The organism is Bradyrhizobium sp. LM2.9, from assembly GCF_054056555.1.
The window spans coordinates 2,756,630-2,773,418 of the sequence record NZ_JBSRYJ010000002.1; the positions used below are offsets into that span (position 1 = coordinate 2,756,630).

Annotated in this window: 7 protein-coding genes and 5 pseudogenes; 1 reads left to right on the forward strand and 11 read right to left on the reverse strand. The window is 62.4% G+C overall.

The genetic code is table 11. From position 1 onward, the window contains the following. Positions 1–11: 11 nt before the first annotated feature. The 8 genes and pseudogenes from ACVWW3_RS14890 to rpsL all read right to left on the reverse strand — a co-directional run bounded on the left by ACVWW3_RS14890 (position 12) and on the right by rpsL (position 6,287). Positions 12–314, reverse strand: a complete 303-nt coding sequence (locus tag ACVWW3_RS14890; protein WP_007603019.1) for a 50S ribosomal protein L23 — start codon at positions 312–314, stop codon at positions 12–14. After that, positions 311–931: a 50S ribosomal protein L4 gene (gene rplD / locus ACVWW3_RS14895; RefSeq protein WP_247341166.1), complete on the reverse strand. Its 621-nt coding sequence runs from the start codon at positions 929–931 to the stop codon at positions 311–313. The genes ACVWW3_RS14890 and rplD overlap by 4 nt, the downstream gene beginning before the upstream one ends. A 1-nt stretch (position 932) precedes the next feature. After that, positions 933–1,646 (reverse strand): 50S ribosomal protein L3, encoded by a 714-nt coding sequence (gene rplC / locus ACVWW3_RS14900; RefSeq protein WP_247341164.1) that lies wholly within the window; start codon positions 1,644–1,646, stop codon positions 933–935. A gap of 53 nt (positions 1,647–1,699) precedes the next feature. Continuing rightward, the gene (gene rpsJ, locus ACVWW3_RS14905; protein WP_002712302.1) at positions 1,700–2,008 is read right to left on the reverse strand and encodes a 30S ribosomal protein S10; all 309 of its coding nucleotides are present in this window, start codon (positions 2,006–2,008) and stop codon (positions 1,700–1,702) included. 82 nt (positions 2,009–2,090) lie between these two features. Next, positions 2,091–3,281, reverse strand: coding sequence for an elongation factor Tu (tuf, locus tag ACVWW3_RS14910; RefSeq protein WP_247341162.1), 1,191 nt, complete (start codon positions 3,279–3,281; stop codon positions 2,091–2,093). A gap of 40 nt (positions 3,282–3,321) precedes the next feature. Beyond that, positions 3,322–5,398 (reverse strand): annotated as a pseudogene (gene fusA / locus ACVWW3_RS14915) (elongation factor G). Between the two features lie 30 nt (positions 5,399–5,428). Further along, positions 5,429–5,899 (reverse strand): 30S ribosomal protein S7, encoded by a 471-nt coding sequence (rpsG, locus tag ACVWW3_RS14920; protein ID WP_247341158.1) that lies wholly within the window; start codon positions 5,897–5,899, stop codon positions 5,429–5,431. Between the two features lie 15 nt (positions 5,900–5,914). After that, positions 5,915–6,287 (reverse strand): annotated as a pseudogene (rpsL, locus tag ACVWW3_RS14925) (30S ribosomal protein S12). Between the two features lie 665 nt (positions 6,288–6,952). Here rpsL and ACVWW3_RS14930 point away from each other — a divergent pair. Next, a pseudogene (locus tag ACVWW3_RS14930) lies at positions 6,953–8,193 on the forward strand (FAD-dependent oxidoreductase). On the opposite strand, the gene ACVWW3_RS14935 reads toward ACVWW3_RS14930, so the two are convergent. From ACVWW3_RS14935 to rpoC, 3 genes and pseudogenes are all read right to left on the reverse strand, one after another. Then, positions 8,121–10,142: an ABC transporter ATP-binding protein gene (locus ACVWW3_RS14935; RefSeq protein ID WP_456649499.1), complete on the reverse strand. Its 2,022-nt coding sequence runs from the start codon at positions 10,140–10,142 to the stop codon at positions 8,121–8,123. The pseudogene ACVWW3_RS14930 and the gene ACVWW3_RS14935 sit on opposite strands and share 73 nt — an antisense overlap. 132 nt (positions 10,143–10,274) lie before the next feature. After that, positions 10,275–12,337, reverse strand: a pseudogene (locus ACVWW3_RS14940) (FAD-dependent oxidoreductase). A 195-nt stretch (positions 12,338–12,532) separates the two neighbouring features. Continuing rightward, positions 12,533–16,731: pseudogene (gene rpoC / locus ACVWW3_RS14945) on the reverse strand (DNA-directed RNA polymerase subunit beta'). Positions 16,732–16,789 lie beyond the last annotated feature (58 nt).

Consider the following 16,789-nt stretch of genomic DNA (forward strand, 5'->3'; position numbering starts at 1 on the left):
GTCGTGCGACCTTACAGACCGGTGGTCACGTCGATCCGGTGACCCTCTTCGAGAGTCACGATCGCGCGCTTGGAGTTCGACTGCGAGCCGAGATTGCCGCGGAAGATCTTCGTCTTGCCCTTGCGGACCAGCGTGTTGACGCTCTTGACCTTGACGTCGAACAGCTTCTCGATCGCTTCCTTGATCTGCGGCTTGGTCGCCTTCGCGGCCACCTTGAACAGCACCTTGTTGTGCTCCGAGGCGATCGTCGCTTTTTCGGTCACGACCGGCGACAGGATCACGTCGTAATGGCGAGGCTCGATGTTCTTCGTCATTTGAAGCGCGCCTCCAGCGCATCGATGGCGGCCTTGGTCAGAACAAGCTTCCGACGGCGCAGGATGTCATAGACGTTGATGCCCTGGATCGGCAGCACGTCCATGTTTGGGATGTTGCGGGCAGCAGCGGCAAAGCCGTTGTTGAGCTCGGCACCATCGATGATCAGCGCGTTGGTCAAGCCCAAGCCGGAGAAGTGGCCCAGCAGCGCCTTGGTCTTGGCAGCTTCAAGCGCGGCCTTGTCGATCACGACGAGATCGCCGTCCTTGGCCTTGGCCGAGAGCGCATGCTTGAGAGCGAGCGCACGGACCTTCTTCGGCAGGTCGGTGGCGTGCGAACGCACCACCGGACCGAAGGCACGACCGCCGCCGCGGAACTGCGGCACACGGGCCGAACCGTGACGAGCACCGCCGGTGCCCTTCTGCTTGTACATCTTCTTGCCGGTGCGCCAGATCTCGGCGCGGCCCTTGGTCTTGTGCGTACCGGCCTGGCGCTTGTTGAGCTGCCACTGCACGCAACGTGCAATGATGTCCTGGCGCGGCTCGAGGCCGAAAATGGTGTCGGAAAGCTGGACCGAGCCGGCTTCCTTACCTTCGAGGGTCGTGACCTTCAATTCCATCTCACGCCTCCTGCGCAGCCGGAGCAGCGTCCGCTTCGCCAGCAACCTTGAACTTGCCGGGCTTCGGAGCTTCCTTCGGCAGCGGCTTCTTGACAGCGTCGCGCACGCGGATCCAACCGCCCTTGGAGCCGGGAACGGCGCCTTCGACGAGGATCAGACCGCGCTCGACATCGAGTTGGACAACTCGAAGGTTGAGCGTGGTGATGCGGTCGACACCCATGTGGCCGGCCATCTTCTTGTTCTTCCAGGTCTTGCCGGGGTCCTGACGGCCACCGGTCGAACCGATCGAACGGTGCGAGACCGACACACCGTGGGTGGCGCGCAGACCGCCGAAGTTCCAGCGCTTCATACCGCCGGCAAAACCCTTACCGACCGAAGTACCGGTGACGTCGACGAACTGACCGACGACAAAGTGGTCGGCCAGGATCTCGGCACCGACGGGGATCATCTGATCCGCGGAGACGCGGAATTCCTCGACTTGCCGCTTCGGCTCGACCTTGGCGACCGCGAACTGGCCGCGCTCCGCCTTGGGCATGTAAACGGTCTTGCGGCTGCCAGAACCAAGCTGGAGAGCGACATAACCGTTCTTCTCTTCAGTGCGGTGGCCTAAGACCTGGCAATTGCCGAGCTTCAGCACGGTCACGGGGATATGTTCGCCGGCCTCTGTAAAGACCCGCGTCATCCCGACCTTTTGTGCGATCACTCCGGAGCGCATCGGCGTGCTTCCTGTTCTTTCTGTCCGCTAGGTGCGAACGTGATCCAAAAATCTTAGAGCTTGATCTCGACGTCGACACCGGCGGCCAGGTCGAGCTTCATCAAAGCATCGACGGTCTGCGGGGTCGGATCGACGATGTCGAGCAGGCGCTTGTGGGTGCGCATCTCGAACTGCTCGCGGCTCTTCTTGTCGACGTGCGGCGAACGGTTGACGGTGAACTTCTCGATGCGGGTAGGCAGCGGAATGGGTCCGCGGACCTGCGCGCCGGTGCGCTTCGCCGTGTTCACGATCTCGCGGGTCGACGTATCGAGGATACGATGGTCGAACGCCTTGAGACGGATACGAATATTTTGGCCGTTCATTGCCGTGGTCTCTCTTCAGTGGGGTGGCGAATAGCGAATAGCGAAGGTCACATTCGCTATTCGCCGATCCCTATTCTCGTAATTACTCGATGATCGAGGCGACGACGCCGGCGCCGACGGTGCGGCCGCCTTCGCGGATCGCGAAGCGAAGCTTCTCTTCCATCGCGATCGGCACGATCAGGTGCACTTCCATCGCGATGTTGTCGCCCGGCATCACCATCTCGGTACCTTCCGGCAGATGCACGACACCGGTCACGTCGGTGGTGCGGAAGTAGAACTGCGGACGGTAGTTGGTGAAGAACGGAGTGTGGCGACCGCCCTCTTCCTTCGTGAGGATGTAGGCCTCAGCCTTGAACTTGGTGTGCGGCTTGACCGAACCCGGCTTGCACAGCACCTGGCCGCGCTCGACGTCCTCGCGCTTGGTACCGCGAAGCAGCGCACCGATGTTGTCGCCGGCCTGGCCCTGATCGAGCAGCTTGCGGAACATTTCGACGCCGGTGACGGTCGTCTTCTGCGTGGCGCGCAGACCGACGATCTCGATTTCCTCGCCGACCTTGACGATGCCGCGCTCGACACGGCCGGTCACGACGGTGCCGCGGCCCGAGATCGAGAACACGTCTTCAACCGGCATCAGGAACGGCAGGTCGACCGGACGCTCCGGCTGCGGGATGTACTCGTCGACGGCCTTCATCAGCTCGAGGATGGCCTCGTGGCCGAGCTTCTTGTCGGAATCTTCGAGAGCGGCGAGCGCCGAGCCCTTGATGATCGGAATCTTGTCGCCCGGGAAGTCGTACTTCGAGAGCAACTCGCGGACTTCGAGCTCGACGAGCTCCAGCAGCTCCGGATCGTCGACCATATCGCACTTGTTGAGGAACACGACGAGCGCAGGCACGCCGACCTGGCGGGCGAGCAGGATGTGCTCGCGGGTCTGCGGCATCGGGCCGTCAGCAGCCGACACAACCAGGATTCCGCCATCCATCTGGGCGGCGCCGGTGATCATGTTCTTCACGTAGTCGGCGTGGCCGGGGCAGTCGACGTGCGCGTAATGGCGGTTCTTGGTCTCGTACTCGACGTGCGCCGTCGAGATCGTGATGCCGCGCGCCTTCTCTTCCGGCGCCTTGTCGATCTGGTCGTACGCCGTGAACGTCGCACCGCCCGCTTCGGCGAGGACCTTGGTGATCGCCGCGGTCAGCGACGTCTTGCCATGGTCGACGTGACCGATGGTGCCGATATTACAGTGCGGCTTGTTACGTTCAAACTTTGCTTTGGCCATTTGACTCTCCGTTCAATCGTCAGTTCGAGACCGACGACAATCAGGCAAACTTCTTTTGGACTTCTGCCGACACGTTGGCCGGCGCTTCTGCGTAGTGGTCGAACTGCATGGTGAAGGTCGCGCGACCCTGGCTCATCGAGCGCAGGTTATTCACGTAACCGAACATGTTCATGAGCGGCACCATCGCGTTGATGACGTTGGCGTTGCCGCGCATGTCCTGACCCTGGATCTGACCGCGCCGGGAATTCAGGTCGCCGATGACCGAGCCGGTGTAGTCTTCCGGGGTCACCACTTCGACCTTCATGATCGGCTCGAGCAGGACGGACTTGCCCTTCTGCAAGGCCTCGCGAAATGCAGCACGCGAAGCGATTTCGAAGGCGAGCGCCGACGAGTCGACGTCGTGATACTTGCCGTCGACCAGCGTCACCTTGACGTCCACGACCGGGAAGCCGGCGACCACGCCCGAACCCATCACGCTGTTGAGGCCCTTTTCGACGCCGGGGATGTATTCCTTCGGCACCGAACCGCCAACGACCTTGGATTCGAACTCGTAGCCCTTGCCGGGCTCGTTCGGCTCGACCACGATCGACACTTCGGCGAACTGGCCGGTACCGCCGGTCTGCTTCTTGTGGGTGTACTTGACTTCGGCCTTCTTGGTGACGCGCTCACGGAACGCCACCTGCGGCGCGCACCGATGTTCGCGTCGACCTTGTAGGTACGACGGAGGATGTCGACTTTGATGTCGAGATGCAGTTCGCCCATGCCCTTGAGGATGGTCTGGCCGGACTCCTGGTCGGTCGACACGCGGAAGGACGGATCCTCCGCGGCGAGCTTCGCCAGCGCCACGCCCAGCTTTTCCTGGTCGGCCTTCGACTTCGGCTCGATCGCGATCTCGATGACCGGCTCGGGGAATTCCATCTTTTCGAGGATCACCGACTTGTCGGGATCGCACAGCGTGTCACCGGTGCGCGCTTCCTTCAGGCCAGCCAGCGCGACGATGTCGCCGGCATAGGCTTCCTTGATGTCTTCGCGGTTGTTCGCATGCATCAGCAACATGCGGCCGATGCGCTCCTTGCGGTCGCGCGTCGAATTGATGACGCCGGTACCCGACAGCAGCGTGCCGGAATAGATGCGGCAGAAGGTGATGGTGCCGACGAACGGGTCGTCCATGATCTTGAACGCCAACAGGGAGCCAGCGGCTCCTTGTCGTCCGGCAGACGAACGATCTCGTTGCCGTCTTCATCGACGCCCTTGATGGCGGGCACGTCGACCGGCGACGGCAGGTAATCCACGACCGCGTCGAGCAAGGGCTGCACGCCCTTGTTCTTGAACGCCGAGCCGCACAATACCGGGAAGAACGCGCCAGTCAGCACGGCCTTGCGGATCAAGCGCTTCAACGTCGCCTCTTCGGGCTCCTTGCCATCGAGGTAAGCGGCAAGAACTTCGTCGTCGAGTTCGACGGCGGCTTCCAACAGCTTCTCGCGATATTCCTTGGCCTTCTCGACCATGTCCTCGGGAATATCGATGTCGACGAACTTGGCGTCGAGCTTCTCTTCTTCCCAGACCACGCCCTTCATACGAACGAGATCGACCAGGCCCTTGAAGTTGTTCTCGGAGCCGATCGGAAGCTGGATCGCGATCGGCTTTGCGCCGAGACGATCGATAATGTCCTGCATGCACTTGTAGAAGTCGGCGCCGGTCTTATCCATCTTGTTGGCGAAGACGATGCGCGGAACCTTGTACTTGTCGCCCTGACGCCAGACGGTCTCGGTCTGGGGCTCGACGCCCTGGTTGGAGTCGAGCACGCACACGGCGCCGTCGAGCACGCGCAAGCTGCGCTCGACTTCAATGGTGAAGTCGACGTGGCCGGGAGTGTCGATGATGTTGAGACGCTTGCCTTCCCAGAACGCAGTGGTCGCGGCCGACGTAATCGTGATGCCGCGCTCCTGCTCCTGCTCCATCCAATCCATCGTCGCCGCACCTTCGTGCACTTCGCCGATCTTGTGGCTCTTGCCGGTGTAGTAGAGGATGCGCTCGGTGGTCGTGGTCTTGCCGGCATCGATATGCGCCATGATACCGAAGTTGCGGTAATTCTCTATGGCATGAACGCGGGGCATGGAGTGTTCCTTAGATTCCGTGTGTCGCCGTTACCAGCGATAGTGCGAGAAGGCGCGGTTGGCTTCCGCCATCCGGTGCACGTCTTCGCGCTTCTTGACGGCGTTACCCCGGTTGTTCGACGCGTCCAGGAGCTCCGCAGAGAGCCGCTCGGTCATCGTCTTCTCGTTGCGATCGCGCGCAGCCGAGATCAGCCAACGAATGCCCAGCGCCTGACGGCGCACCGTGCGAACTTCGACCGGAACCTGGTAGGTCGCGCCACCGACGCGGCGGGAGCGCACTTCGATCGTCGGCATGACGTTCTCGAGTGCCTGCTCGAACACGCCGAGCGGGCTCAGCTTGGTCTTGCTTTCGATGAGGCCGAACGCACCGTAGACGATGCCCTCAGCGACCGACTTCTTGCCGGCGTACATCACCGAGTTCATGAACTTCGTGACGATGATGTTCCCGAACTTCGGATCGGGAAGGACTTCACGCTTTTCAGCAGAATGGCGACGAGACATGGACCTGGTTCCCGCTTACTTCGGACGCTTGGCGCCGTACTTCGAACGACGCTGCTTACGGTTCTTGACGCCCCTGGGTATCCAGAACGCCGCGGAGGATGTGGTAGCGCACGCCGGGCAAGTCCTTGACGCGACCGCCGCGGATCATGACCACCGAATGCTCCTGGAGGTTATGGCCTTCACCGGGGATGTAGCCGATCACCTCGAAGCCGTTGGTCAGGCGCACCTTGGCGACCTTACGAAGCGCCGAGTTCGGCTTCTTCGGGGTCGTGGTGTAGACGCGCGTGCAAACGCCGCGCTTCTGCGGGGACTGCTGCAGCGCCGGCACCTTCTTACGCGACTTCTGCACTTCCCGCGGTTGAGCGATCAGCTGGTTGATCGTCGGCATCCTGGCCTTACCCTTTTGTGTTCGCCGCGGCCCCTTTCGGGTCCGCTGTCTTGCCGCAGCCCGTCACCGGGTCCGCAAATTCTCCGGACTACCCGCCCGAGGGGCCGCCTTCCGCTGACAAACCGCACAAAGCGAAATCGCGCCAACCACTCATCACTGAGCGGAAAGCGCTTCGACGCCACAGAGGACCGCGACATTTGGACCGGTCAGCTTAAAGCTGCGGACCGCGCATCGAGGTCATGCATCCGAATTCGATCTCGAGAGAACATGCTCAAGAGACCTAAAATCGCACTGGCATTGCCTAGCTATGATCGACAGCGTTTGAGCGGCATTCGTCGAGGTTGGTGCCCGTCTTGGTGATCCCCAGAGGGATCAAACGGGTGGCCCGTTCCGACGCTGGCGATGCTCACCGCCTGTCGTTAAGTGGCCGCTTTCTATAAGTGGGTGTCGGTCAAGTCAAGGCGAAACGACAGTCAGAAGCGCTTCCCGCGCCTGTCGAATTCGCTTTCTGGCCGCCTCGCTGCGTCCTCCCGATATGGGAACGAAGAGCATGTTCCGCTACTGGAACCTATTTACATCCGGGTCAAATATACTTTTATGACCCTCGCTCAGGCTTTTTTTCCTGTTGGAGCGTCAATGTGCCGCCTTCGGCAGAGATTTGCGCCATGCGGTACACGGACATTGCCCATTATCGGCGGGGGATTGTCCGGCTCGACCGCAGCCGCGATGCTCGGCCGTAGCGGCATGTCGACCGTCTTGATTGATCCGCATGAGAGCTATTCGGCGGACTTTCGAGTCGAAAAAATCTGCGGTCACACGCAAGTCGAGCGATTCTTGCGGACCGGAATCGCCGAATCGGTGCTGCGCCGCGCGACCTTCGTGGGCGAGAACTGGATCGCGCGATTCGGCCGCCTCCTCGACAAGGCGCCAAGCCGGCAGTTCAACATCCTCTACGATTCGCTCGTCAACGCCGTCCGCGACGAAATTCCTGCCGGTGTCGAGCGCATTTGCGCCAAGGCCGTTTCGGTCGAGACGAGCGCGGAGCGGCAGAAGATCACTCTCTCCAATGACGAGCTGATCTCCGCCCGGCTGGTCGTGCTCGCCAACGGCCTCAACGTCGGCCTGCGCCATCAGCTGGGAATCGCGCGGAAAATCGTCAGTGCCTGCCATTCGATTTCGATCGGGTTCGACGTGGTGCCCGCGGGACGGGATTAGTTCGACTTCCCGGCGCTGACCTATTTCTCGGAATGGCCGAGCGACCGCATCCCCTACCTCACGCTGTTTCCGATCGGGACGCGGATGCGCGCCAATTTGTTCGTCTATCGTGGCTTCGACGATCTCTGGCTGCGTGAGCTGCGCCGCGCGCCAGCCGAGACGCTGAACGCCGCGCTGACACGGCTCAAGCGCATCACCGGCCCATTCGACATTCCCGGTGAGCTGAAAATCCGCCCGGTCGATCTCTATGTGAACGATGCAAGCGGCCAGCCCGGCCTCGTGCTGGTGGGCGATGCTTTCTCGACCTCCTGCCCCGTCGCCGGCACCGGCTGCGACAAGGTCTTCACCGACGTCGAGCGGCTCTGCAACGTCTACATCCCGGATGTGGCTGGCCTCCGACGGGATGGACACAAGCAAGATCGCCGAATTCTACGCAGATCCGGTCAAGCGGGAGTGTGATGAATGGTCGGCGGCGAAGGCGTTCGACTTCCGCTCGGTCTCGATTGCGACGAGCCCTTACTGGACGGCGCAGCGCTGGGCACGCTTCATTGCCTGGTCGGTTCAGGGGCTATTGCGGCCGCTTGGAGGCGCAGTTCATCTGGAGCCGAACTTCCTCGGTCACTCCTCCTCGTCGTCCTCATCATCCTCGTCGAGGTCGTCTTCATCCTCGTCGCTGTCCTCATCGACGTGAGCCGCCGCGCCATGCGGCTGGTGGGTCTGGTCGTTCCACAGCTTGCGATAGGTGCCATTCGTGGCCAGCAGCTCGGCATGCGAGCCGCGCTCGATCGCCCTGCCCCCTGAAATCACGATGATCTCGTCCATCTCGACCACCGAGGACAGGCGGTGGGTCGACCAGATCATGGTGCGGCCCTTGGCGACCTTCAGCAGCGTGCGGTTGATCGCGGCTTCCGTGGTCTGGTCGAGTGCCGAGGTGGCTTCGTCCAGCAGCAGCACGGAGGGATTACGGATGACCGCGCGCGCGATCGCGATACGCTGGCGCTGGCCGCCCGACAAGGTATCGCCGCGCTCGCCCACCGGCGTGTCGTATCGCTGCGGCAGGCTCATGATGTAGCGGTGGATCTCGGCCTTCCTGGCCGCCTCCTCCACCTCCTCGTCGGTCGCGCCCTCCTTGCCGAGCCGGATGTTCTCGCGGATCGACATGTTGAACAGCATGTTCTCCTGGAACACCACCGCCATGCTCCGGCGCAGCGAATCCAGCGTCACCTTGCGGACGTCGACGCCGTCGATGGTGACGCGGCCCTCGTCCGGTACGTAGAGCCGCAGGATCAGGTTCAGCAGCGTGCTCTTGCCGGAGCCCGAGGGGCCGACGATGGCGATGCGCTTGCCGACATTGAGCTTGAGGCTGAGATTGTCCAGCACCGGCGTCTGGCTGCCTTGGTACTGGAACGACACGTGGTCGAAGGTGATGTCGTTGGTGATGCGCGGCAGGTCGGGCGCGCCGGCACGATCGGCGCTGCGCGTGGGCTCGTCGAGCAGTTCCTGCATGTGACGGATCGCGGCTGCCGAGGAGATCGACACGGGAATGAAATGCATCACATGGGCGATGTTGTAGGACACCTCCCAGAACGCGCTCTCGAAGGTGACGAAGGTGCCGATGGTGATCTGGCCCTTGGTCGCCAGATACGCGCCGATCGCGAGCACGACGATATGCAAGAGCAGCACCGAGATGGTGACCGTCCGCTCCACCATGGTCGACAGGAACGCCGCCGAGGCCATCCTGTTTCGTGTCTCGTCGTTACGGAACTTGAAGAAGCCGAACATCCGGCGTTGCAGGCTGAAAGCCTTGATCACGGCCTGCGCCGCCACGTTCTCCTGCACCATGCCGAGCAGCGCGGACTCGTTGAGCTTCTGCTCGTAGTTCGCCTGAACAGCCTTCGGCGTGAGCATGCGCGGACCGATCAGCGTGATCGGAAACACCAGCAGCGCAACCACCGCGAGCTGCCAGTTCAGGAACACCATCAGGATGATCCCCGCGATCAACTCCAGGAACGGCAGTGCCGCGCTGTTGGCAAAGGTCTTGACCGAGCCCTCGAAGGCCGCGAGGTCGACGGAGAAGCGCGACAGGATTTCGCCGCGCTTGGTGCGGCCGAAATAGGCCGCCGGCAGGTCCTGGACATGCTCGAACAGCCGTTTGCGGACGTCGGAGATGATGCAGGCCGCGAGCCGCGCATCCCAGCGCTCGTACCAGATCGCGACGATCGAGGTGAAGATGCCGGCGACCGCGAGCACGCCGAGGATCTTGTACAGCGCCTGGAAATCCTCCTCGCCGAGCGCATCGTCGATCAGGAACTTCAGGCTGAGTGGCATGATGACATTGAACAGGGTCTCGACGAAGACGCCGAACGCCACGAATGACAGCATCCGCTTGTAGTTCGTCAGATAAGGTTTGACGAAACCCAGGATGGTCGCGAGCGCGCCGGCGGCTTCGCGCGCGGTAAAGACGACGAGATCCTCGTCCTCATCGTCGTCATCGAGCTCCAGCTCGTCATCCTCCTCTTCTTCATCGTCCTCGTCTCCTTCGAGATCCGGCTTGGCAGTGGAGGCGAGCTTGTCGTCGAGCTCGGCCGCGTCTTCCGCGGCAAGCTTCTGGTTGTCGGGCGAGAGAGGCTTGGATGCCATGAAACCAACCGATGCTGACGGCCGGCATGACCGCAGAGAAAGCAGAAAATAGCGGCAACCGCCATTGCACCGATTCTATGCGATCAAGATGAATTCGGCAAAACAATTGGCGAAGGCGCCCGCTCGAAGCGGCTAGTCGTCTTCCTCGTCCTCGACCTTGTCGAAAAAGGAATAGCGCAAGGAGTCGGCGTCGGCATACCACTGACCCGGGCCCTTGTTGGCGGCGAGCGTCGCCTCCCAGAGCGCGTCGCTGCAGTCCTTGCGGTGCATCGACAGGTCGAAGCCGTTGCCGAAGAACAGCTCGGACCATTCCCACCAGGTGCCGAGCTTCTCTTGACCCCGCGCAACAGGTCATAGCGGTCGATCACCACTGAAGCCATGTCCGAGGTGATCGAGCCGAACACGAGGCCGGTCTTGACCACGCGGTTCAGCTCCCGGATCGCGCGGACCACCTGCTTCGGGGAAACGTGGCAGAGGCTGGTCTCGAACACGAAATCGAACGCGCCGTTCTTGAACGGCATGTCGGTGATCGAGCCGAGCTTGTTGTATTTCTTGAGCGCCTTCGGCGTTTTGGCGTGGATGGCGCGGTTGTTCTCGATGCCGAAGGCGTCGATGCCGCGATCGCGCAGCGCACCGACCAGCTCACCGCTGGCCGAGCCCGCGACCAATAGCTTGGCGCCCTCGGTCTTGCCCCAGACGATGCCGATCAGCTTGGCCAGGTAATCGGGATCGGTGAAGTGACGCCACGCCTCGCCGTAGGGGCCGAGGCCGCGATAGTTCTCGAAATACTCGCGATCGACCTTGTCGGAGAGCGGCTTGTCGTCCTGCGCGCGCTCGCGGCGCAGGCGCATCATCTCGGTCAGGATGATGTCGGTCGCCGCGTCGGAGGAATCGAGCAGGCCATTCAGCGTCGAGTCGAACAGATAGTCGCCGACCACCACGATGCCGGGGTGCTCCTTCGGCTCGGGCCGGTGATTGGTCATGACGTCGCGCACGGGCAGACCGCCCGGAATCGCGTTCACCGACGACAGCCAGCGGTGGATCTTGCCTTCCATGCAATGCGCGCGCGCGTCGCCGAGCGAGGCCGGCAGCGATTTCAGCGCGGCATCGATCAGCTCCTGGTCCGACAAATTGGCGAAGGCCAGCGCATCGGAGCCGGGGATCAGCCAGTTCAAGACGCCGTGCTTGCCGACGTCGTGGCGCGCGCCCTCGTTGTAGACGCAGCAGCCACCGAAGGCCTCCGACATGAACCACGCGCCGGCGATCTTGTCGCCCCAGAACGGCGTGTCGAACAGGATCGAGACGCGGAGGTAGTGCGCGGGACGGTCGAAGTAGGAGACGTGCTTGACCATCGACTTGCGGAGCTGCTCGCCTTCCCAGCTGACGGTGGAAAGCCAGGAATGCGGCAGGCACATCAGCACGAGATCGAAGTCCCGCGTCTCCGGTCCCTTGCCGTTCATCATCTTGAGCTGGTAGCGACCGGTCGGCGCCTTGCCGACGGTGAGCACGCGGTGATTGAGCTGGATATCGGCGTTGACCTCCGACTGCAGGCATTCGATCAGCTGCTCGTTGCCGTTCTGGATGGAATAGAGGCCGATATAGCCGTCGACGTCCATCAGATAGTTCTTGAGCGCGTTGAGGCCGTTGGTGTTGTGACTCTCGGTGGCGAGGTCCGAGCGCGCCATCACCTTGAAGAAGCGCTTTGCTGTTTCGTCCTCGACCTCCTCGTCGAGCACCTGCTCGGCGGTCTTGTAGGCCCAGGGGTTCTCGTTGTCGTGCGCGCCGACGCCCTCGTAATATTCGATCGGCGTCATTGCCTCGGCGCAGCGCTTGCGGAACGCTTCGATCGCGTCCGCGGTCTTGGCGCCGTATTTGCGGCGCATGCCCGGCACGTCGTCGAGGAGTTCGCCGCCGAACTGCACCTGCTCGGCATCCATGGGAATGGTCTGTAGTCCGAAGTGCTGGATCAGCTCGCGCAGCGGATCCGGCCCGGTCATCGAGTAGTCGTAGATCTCGGCGACGCCAGCCTCGTACATCGCGGGCGCGGAATCGAATTTGCGCGTGACGATCTTGCCGCCGAGCCGGTCGGACGCCTCGTAGATGGTGACGCGGCAGAGGTCCCCGAGCTTGCGTTTCAGGTACCAGGCGCTCATCAGCCCACCGGGGCCGCCGCCTACGATTGCGAGATCAAGCATGTCAGATCCGTGGTCTCCGGCCCCGCCCCCGTCACGGGACCCCACCGGTCTAAACTCCCCTAGCAGAAGCGCTTTTGCGGCTGAAGGAAAGATGAACAAATGTTGATCCTGCACCGCAGCAGGCAAACAAAGCAGCAAAAAAGGCCGGCTTGCGCCGGCCTTTTCATTGTTCTCGGTAGTCCTACGGATGAACGATCATTCCGCGGGCGGCAGCGCCATCGGCTCGACTTCCGGCGCGGGCGACACGACGGCCGCCTGCTTTTCGCGCTCGTCGAGGATCATCTTGTCGCGCTTCACGGCGACTTCGCGGATCTTGGCCATGGAGGCGCCGGTGCCTGCCGGGATCAGCCGGCCGACGATGACGTTCTCCTTGAGGCCTTCGAGCGGATCGACCTTGCCGTTGACCGCCGCTTCCGTGAGGACGCGGGTGGTCTCCTGGAACGAGGCCGCCGAGAAGAAGGAGCGGGTCTGAAGGCTCGCCTTGGTGATGCCGAGCAGAACCGGCGTCGCCGTGGCGATCTTCTTGCCCTCTTCCTTGGCCTTCGCGTTGATCTGGTCGAACTCGATCTTGTCGATCTGCTCGCCCGAGATCATGTCCGTGTCGCCCTGGTCGGTGACTTCCACCTTCTGGAGCATCTGACGGACGATCACCTCGATGTGCTTGTCGTTGATGAGCACGCCCTGGAGCCGATAGACTTCCTGGATCTCGTTGACCAGATAGGCCGCGAGTTCCTCGATGCCCTTGACCGCCAGAATGTCGTGCGGCGCCGGATTGCCTTCCACGATGAAGTCGCCCTTTTCGACGACGTCGCCGTCCTGAAGGTGGATGTGCTTGCCCTTCGGGATCAGGTACTCGCGTGCCTCTTCGGTCTTGTCCATCGGCTCGATCGAGATGCGACGCTTGTTCTTGTAGTCGCGCCCAAACCGGATGGTGCCCGCGATTTCGGCGATGATCGCCGCATCCTTCGGACGCCGTGCCTCGAACAATTCCGCCACCCGCGGCAGACCGCCGGTGATGTCACGCGTCTTGGCGCTTTCGGTCGAGACACGGGCGAGGATGTCGCCCGCCTGGACCTTGGCTCCGATGTCGACCGACAGAATGGCGTCGACCGACAGCATGTAGCGAGCATCGCCGCCACGGGCGAGCTTGAGCACCTTGCCGTCCTTGCCCTTGATCACGATGGCCGGACGCAGGTCCGCGCCGCCGCGCATCGAGCGCCAGTCGATGACCACGCGCTTGGCGATACCGGTGGCCTCGTCGAGCGTTTCCGAGATCGACTGTCCCTCGACCAGATCCTCGAAGCCGATGGTGCCTTCGACCTCGGTGAGGAGCGGACGGGTGTAGGGATCCCACTCGACGATACGCTGGCCACGCTTGACCATGTCGCCCTCGTCGATGTGCAGGCGCGAACCGTACTGAATACGGTGCGTCGCACGCTCGGTGCCGTCGGCATCGACGATCGCGATCACCATGTTGCGGACCATTGCGACCAGGTGGCCGTCGCTGTTGCGGGCGATGGCCTTGTTCCTGATCACGATCTTGCCGTCGAAGTTGGATTCGACGAACGACTGCTCGTTGAGCTGCGCCGCACCACCGATGTGGAAGGTGCGCATGGTCAGCTGGGTGCCGGGCTCGCCGCGATCGACTGCGCCGCGATTACGCCGACGGCTTCGCCGTGGTTGACCGGCGTACCGCGGGCGAGGTCGCGTCCGTAGCACATGCCGCAGATGCCATTGACGAGCTCGCAGGTCAGAGCCGAACGGATCTTCACCTCCTGCACGCCACCCTGGTGGATGGCATCCAGATGGCTCTCTTCCATCAGCGTACCACGCTTGAAGATCACCTTGCCCGAGCTGTCACGCACGTCTTCGCAGGCCGTGCGACCCAGGATGCGCGAGCCGAGCGAGGCGACCACGGTACCGGCATCGACGATGGCGCGCATCTTGATGCCGAGCTTGGTGCCGCAGTCGTTCTGCGTGATGATGCAGTCCTGCGCGACGTCGACCAGACGACGGGTCAGATAGCCGGAGTTCGCGGTCTTCAACGCGGTGTCCGCGAGACCCTTACGGGCGCCGTGGGTCGAGTTGAAGTACTCGAGCACCGAGAGGCCTTCCTTGAAGTTCGAGATGATCGGCGTCTCGATGATCTCACCCGACGGCTTGGCCATCAGGCCGCGCATGCCGGCGAGCTGGCGCATCTGGGCCGGCGAACCGCGGGCACCGGAGTGAGCCATCATGTAGATCGAGTTGATGTCGGCATCCGCCCCGCTCGCCGTCTTCTTGGTCGAGGAGATCTCCTTCATCATCGCCTTGGCGATTTCTTCCGTGGCCTTCGACCAGGCGTCGACGACCTTGTTGTACTTCTCGCCATGGGTGATCAGGCCGTCGTTGTACTGCTGCTCGAAGTCCTTCGCCAGCGTACGGGTGGTGTCGACGATCTTCCACTTGGAGTGCGGCACGACCATGTCGTCCTTGCCGAACGAGATGCCGGCCTTGAACGCGTTGTAGAAGCCGAGCGCCATGATGCGGTCGCAGAAGATCACCGTCTCCTTCTGGCCGCAGTGGCGGTAGACCTGGTCGATGACGCCGGAGATTTCGCGCTTGGTCATCAGCTTGTTGATGATCTCGAACGGAACCCGCGGATTCCGCGGCAGCAGGTTGCCCAGCATGACTCGGCCAGCGGTGGTTTCGATCCAGCGCTTGGAAATCTTGCCGGTCTCGTCAATGCCTTCCCACCGGTACCTGATCTTGGTGTGGAGGTGGATGACCTTCGCGTGCAGCGCGTGCTCGAGCTCAGCCATCTCGCCGAAGATCTTGCCCTCGCCGGGCAGGCCTTCGCGCATGATGGAGACGTAGTAGAGACCGAGCACGATGTCCTGCGACGGCACGATGATCGGCTGGCCGTTCGCCGGATGCAGGATGTTGTTGGTCGACATCATCAGGACGCGCGCTTCGAGCTGCGCCTCAAGCGACAGCGGAACGTGCACGGCCATCTGGTCGCCGTCGAAGTCGGCGTTGAACGCGGCGCAGACCAGCGGATGGAGCTGGATCGCCTTGCCCTCGATCAGCACGGGCTCGAACGCCTGGATGCCGAGGCGATGCAGCGTCGGCGCGCGGTTCAGCAGCACCGGGTGCTCGCGGATGACCTCGTCCAGGATGTCCCAGACCTCGGGCCGTTCCTTCTCGACCAGCTTCTTCGCCTGCTTCACCGTGGTGGACAGGCCCTTGGCATCAAGCCGCGAGTAGATGAACGGCTTGAACAGCTCGAGCGCCATCTTCTTCGGCAGGCCGCACTGATGCAGGCGCAGCTCGGGACCGACCACGATCACCGAACGGCCCGAATAGTCGACGCGCTTGCCGAGCAGGTTCTGACGGAAGCGGCCCTGCTTGCCCTTGAGCATGTCGGCGAGCGACTTCAGCGGACGCTTGTTGGCACCGGTGATAACGCGGCCGCGGCGGCCGTTGTCGAACAGCGCGTCGACGGCCTCCTGAAGCATGCGCTTCTCGTTGCGGATGATGATGTCAGGCGCGCGCAGCTCCATCAGCCGCTTCAAGCGGTTGTTGCGGTTGATGACGCGGCGGTAGAGGTCGTTGAGGTCCGAGGTCGCGAAGCGGCCGCCGTCGAGCGGCACCAGCGGACGCAGGTCCGGCGGGATCACCGGGACCACGGTCATGATCATCCATTCCGGCTTGTTGCCGGAGTGGCGGAACGCTTCCACGATCTTCAGGCGCTTGGCGAGCTTCTTGTGCTTGATGTCGGAGTCGGTCTCCTGCATCTCCGCGCGCAAGGTCAGTTCGAGCTTCTCGAGATCCATGCCCTTGAGCAACTCGCGGATCGCTTCCGCGCCGATCATGGCGGTGAAGGAATCCTGGCCGTACTCGTCCTGCGCCTTCAGATACTCGTCTTCCGACAGCAGCTGACGGTCCTTCAGCGCGGTGAGGCCCGGCTCGAGCACGACGTAATATTCGAAGTAGAGAATCCGCTCGAGATCCTTGAGCGTCATGTCGAGCAGGAGGCCGATGCGCGAGGGCAGCGACTTCAGGAACCAGATGTGGGCAACGGGGGCTGCGAGCTCGATATGGCCCATGCGCTCGCGCCGGACGCGCGACAGCGTGACCTCGACCGAGCACTTCTCGCAGATGATGCCCTTGTACTTCATGCGCTTGTACTTGCCGCACAAGCACTCGTAGTCCTTGATCGGCCCGAAGATGCGGGCGCAGAACAGGCCGTCGCGCTCGGGCTTGAAGGTACGGTAGTTGATGGTTTCCGGCTTCTTGATCTCGCCGTACGACCAGGACAGAATCTTCTCAGGGCTCGCGATCGAGATCCGGATCTGGTCGAAGACCTGAGCCGGCGTCGTCGGATTAAAGAGATTCATAATTTCTTGGTTCATCGTCTTCTCCTCGCGTGCCGGTCGCCTCCGGCAGCAAATTCGAAAATCACTATGCGGG

What these genes read in the sequence shown, in the direction of transcription:
- rpsJ (WP_002712302.1), bottom strand. Translation starts at nt 2,008, where the DNA reads ATGAACGGCCAAAATATTCGTATCCGTCTCAAGGCGTTCGACCATCGT.
- ACVWW3_RS14935 (WP_456649499.1), bottom strand. Translation starts at nt 10,142, where the DNA reads ATGGCATCCAAGCCTCTCTCGCCCGACAACCAGAAGCTTGCCGCGGAA.
- rpsG (WP_247341158.1), bottom strand. Translation starts at nt 5,899, where the DNA reads ATGTCTCGTCGCCATTCTGCTGAAAAGCGTGAAGTCCTTCCCGATCCG.
- tuf (WP_247341162.1), bottom strand. Translation starts at nt 3,281, where the DNA reads ATGGCCAAAGCAAAGTTTGAACGTAACAAGCCGCACTGTAATATCGGC.
- ACVWW3_RS14890 (WP_007603019.1), bottom strand. Translation starts at nt 314, where the DNA reads ATGACGAAGAACATCGAGCCTCGCCATTACGACGTGATCCTGTCGCCG.
- rplD (WP_247341166.1), bottom strand. Translation starts at nt 931, where the DNA reads ATGGAATTGAAGGTCACGACCCTCGAAGGTAAGGAAGCCGGCTCGGTC.
- rplC (WP_247341164.1), bottom strand. Translation starts at nt 1,646, where the DNA reads ATGCGCTCCGGAGTGATCGCACAAAAGGTCGGGATGACGCGGGTCTTT.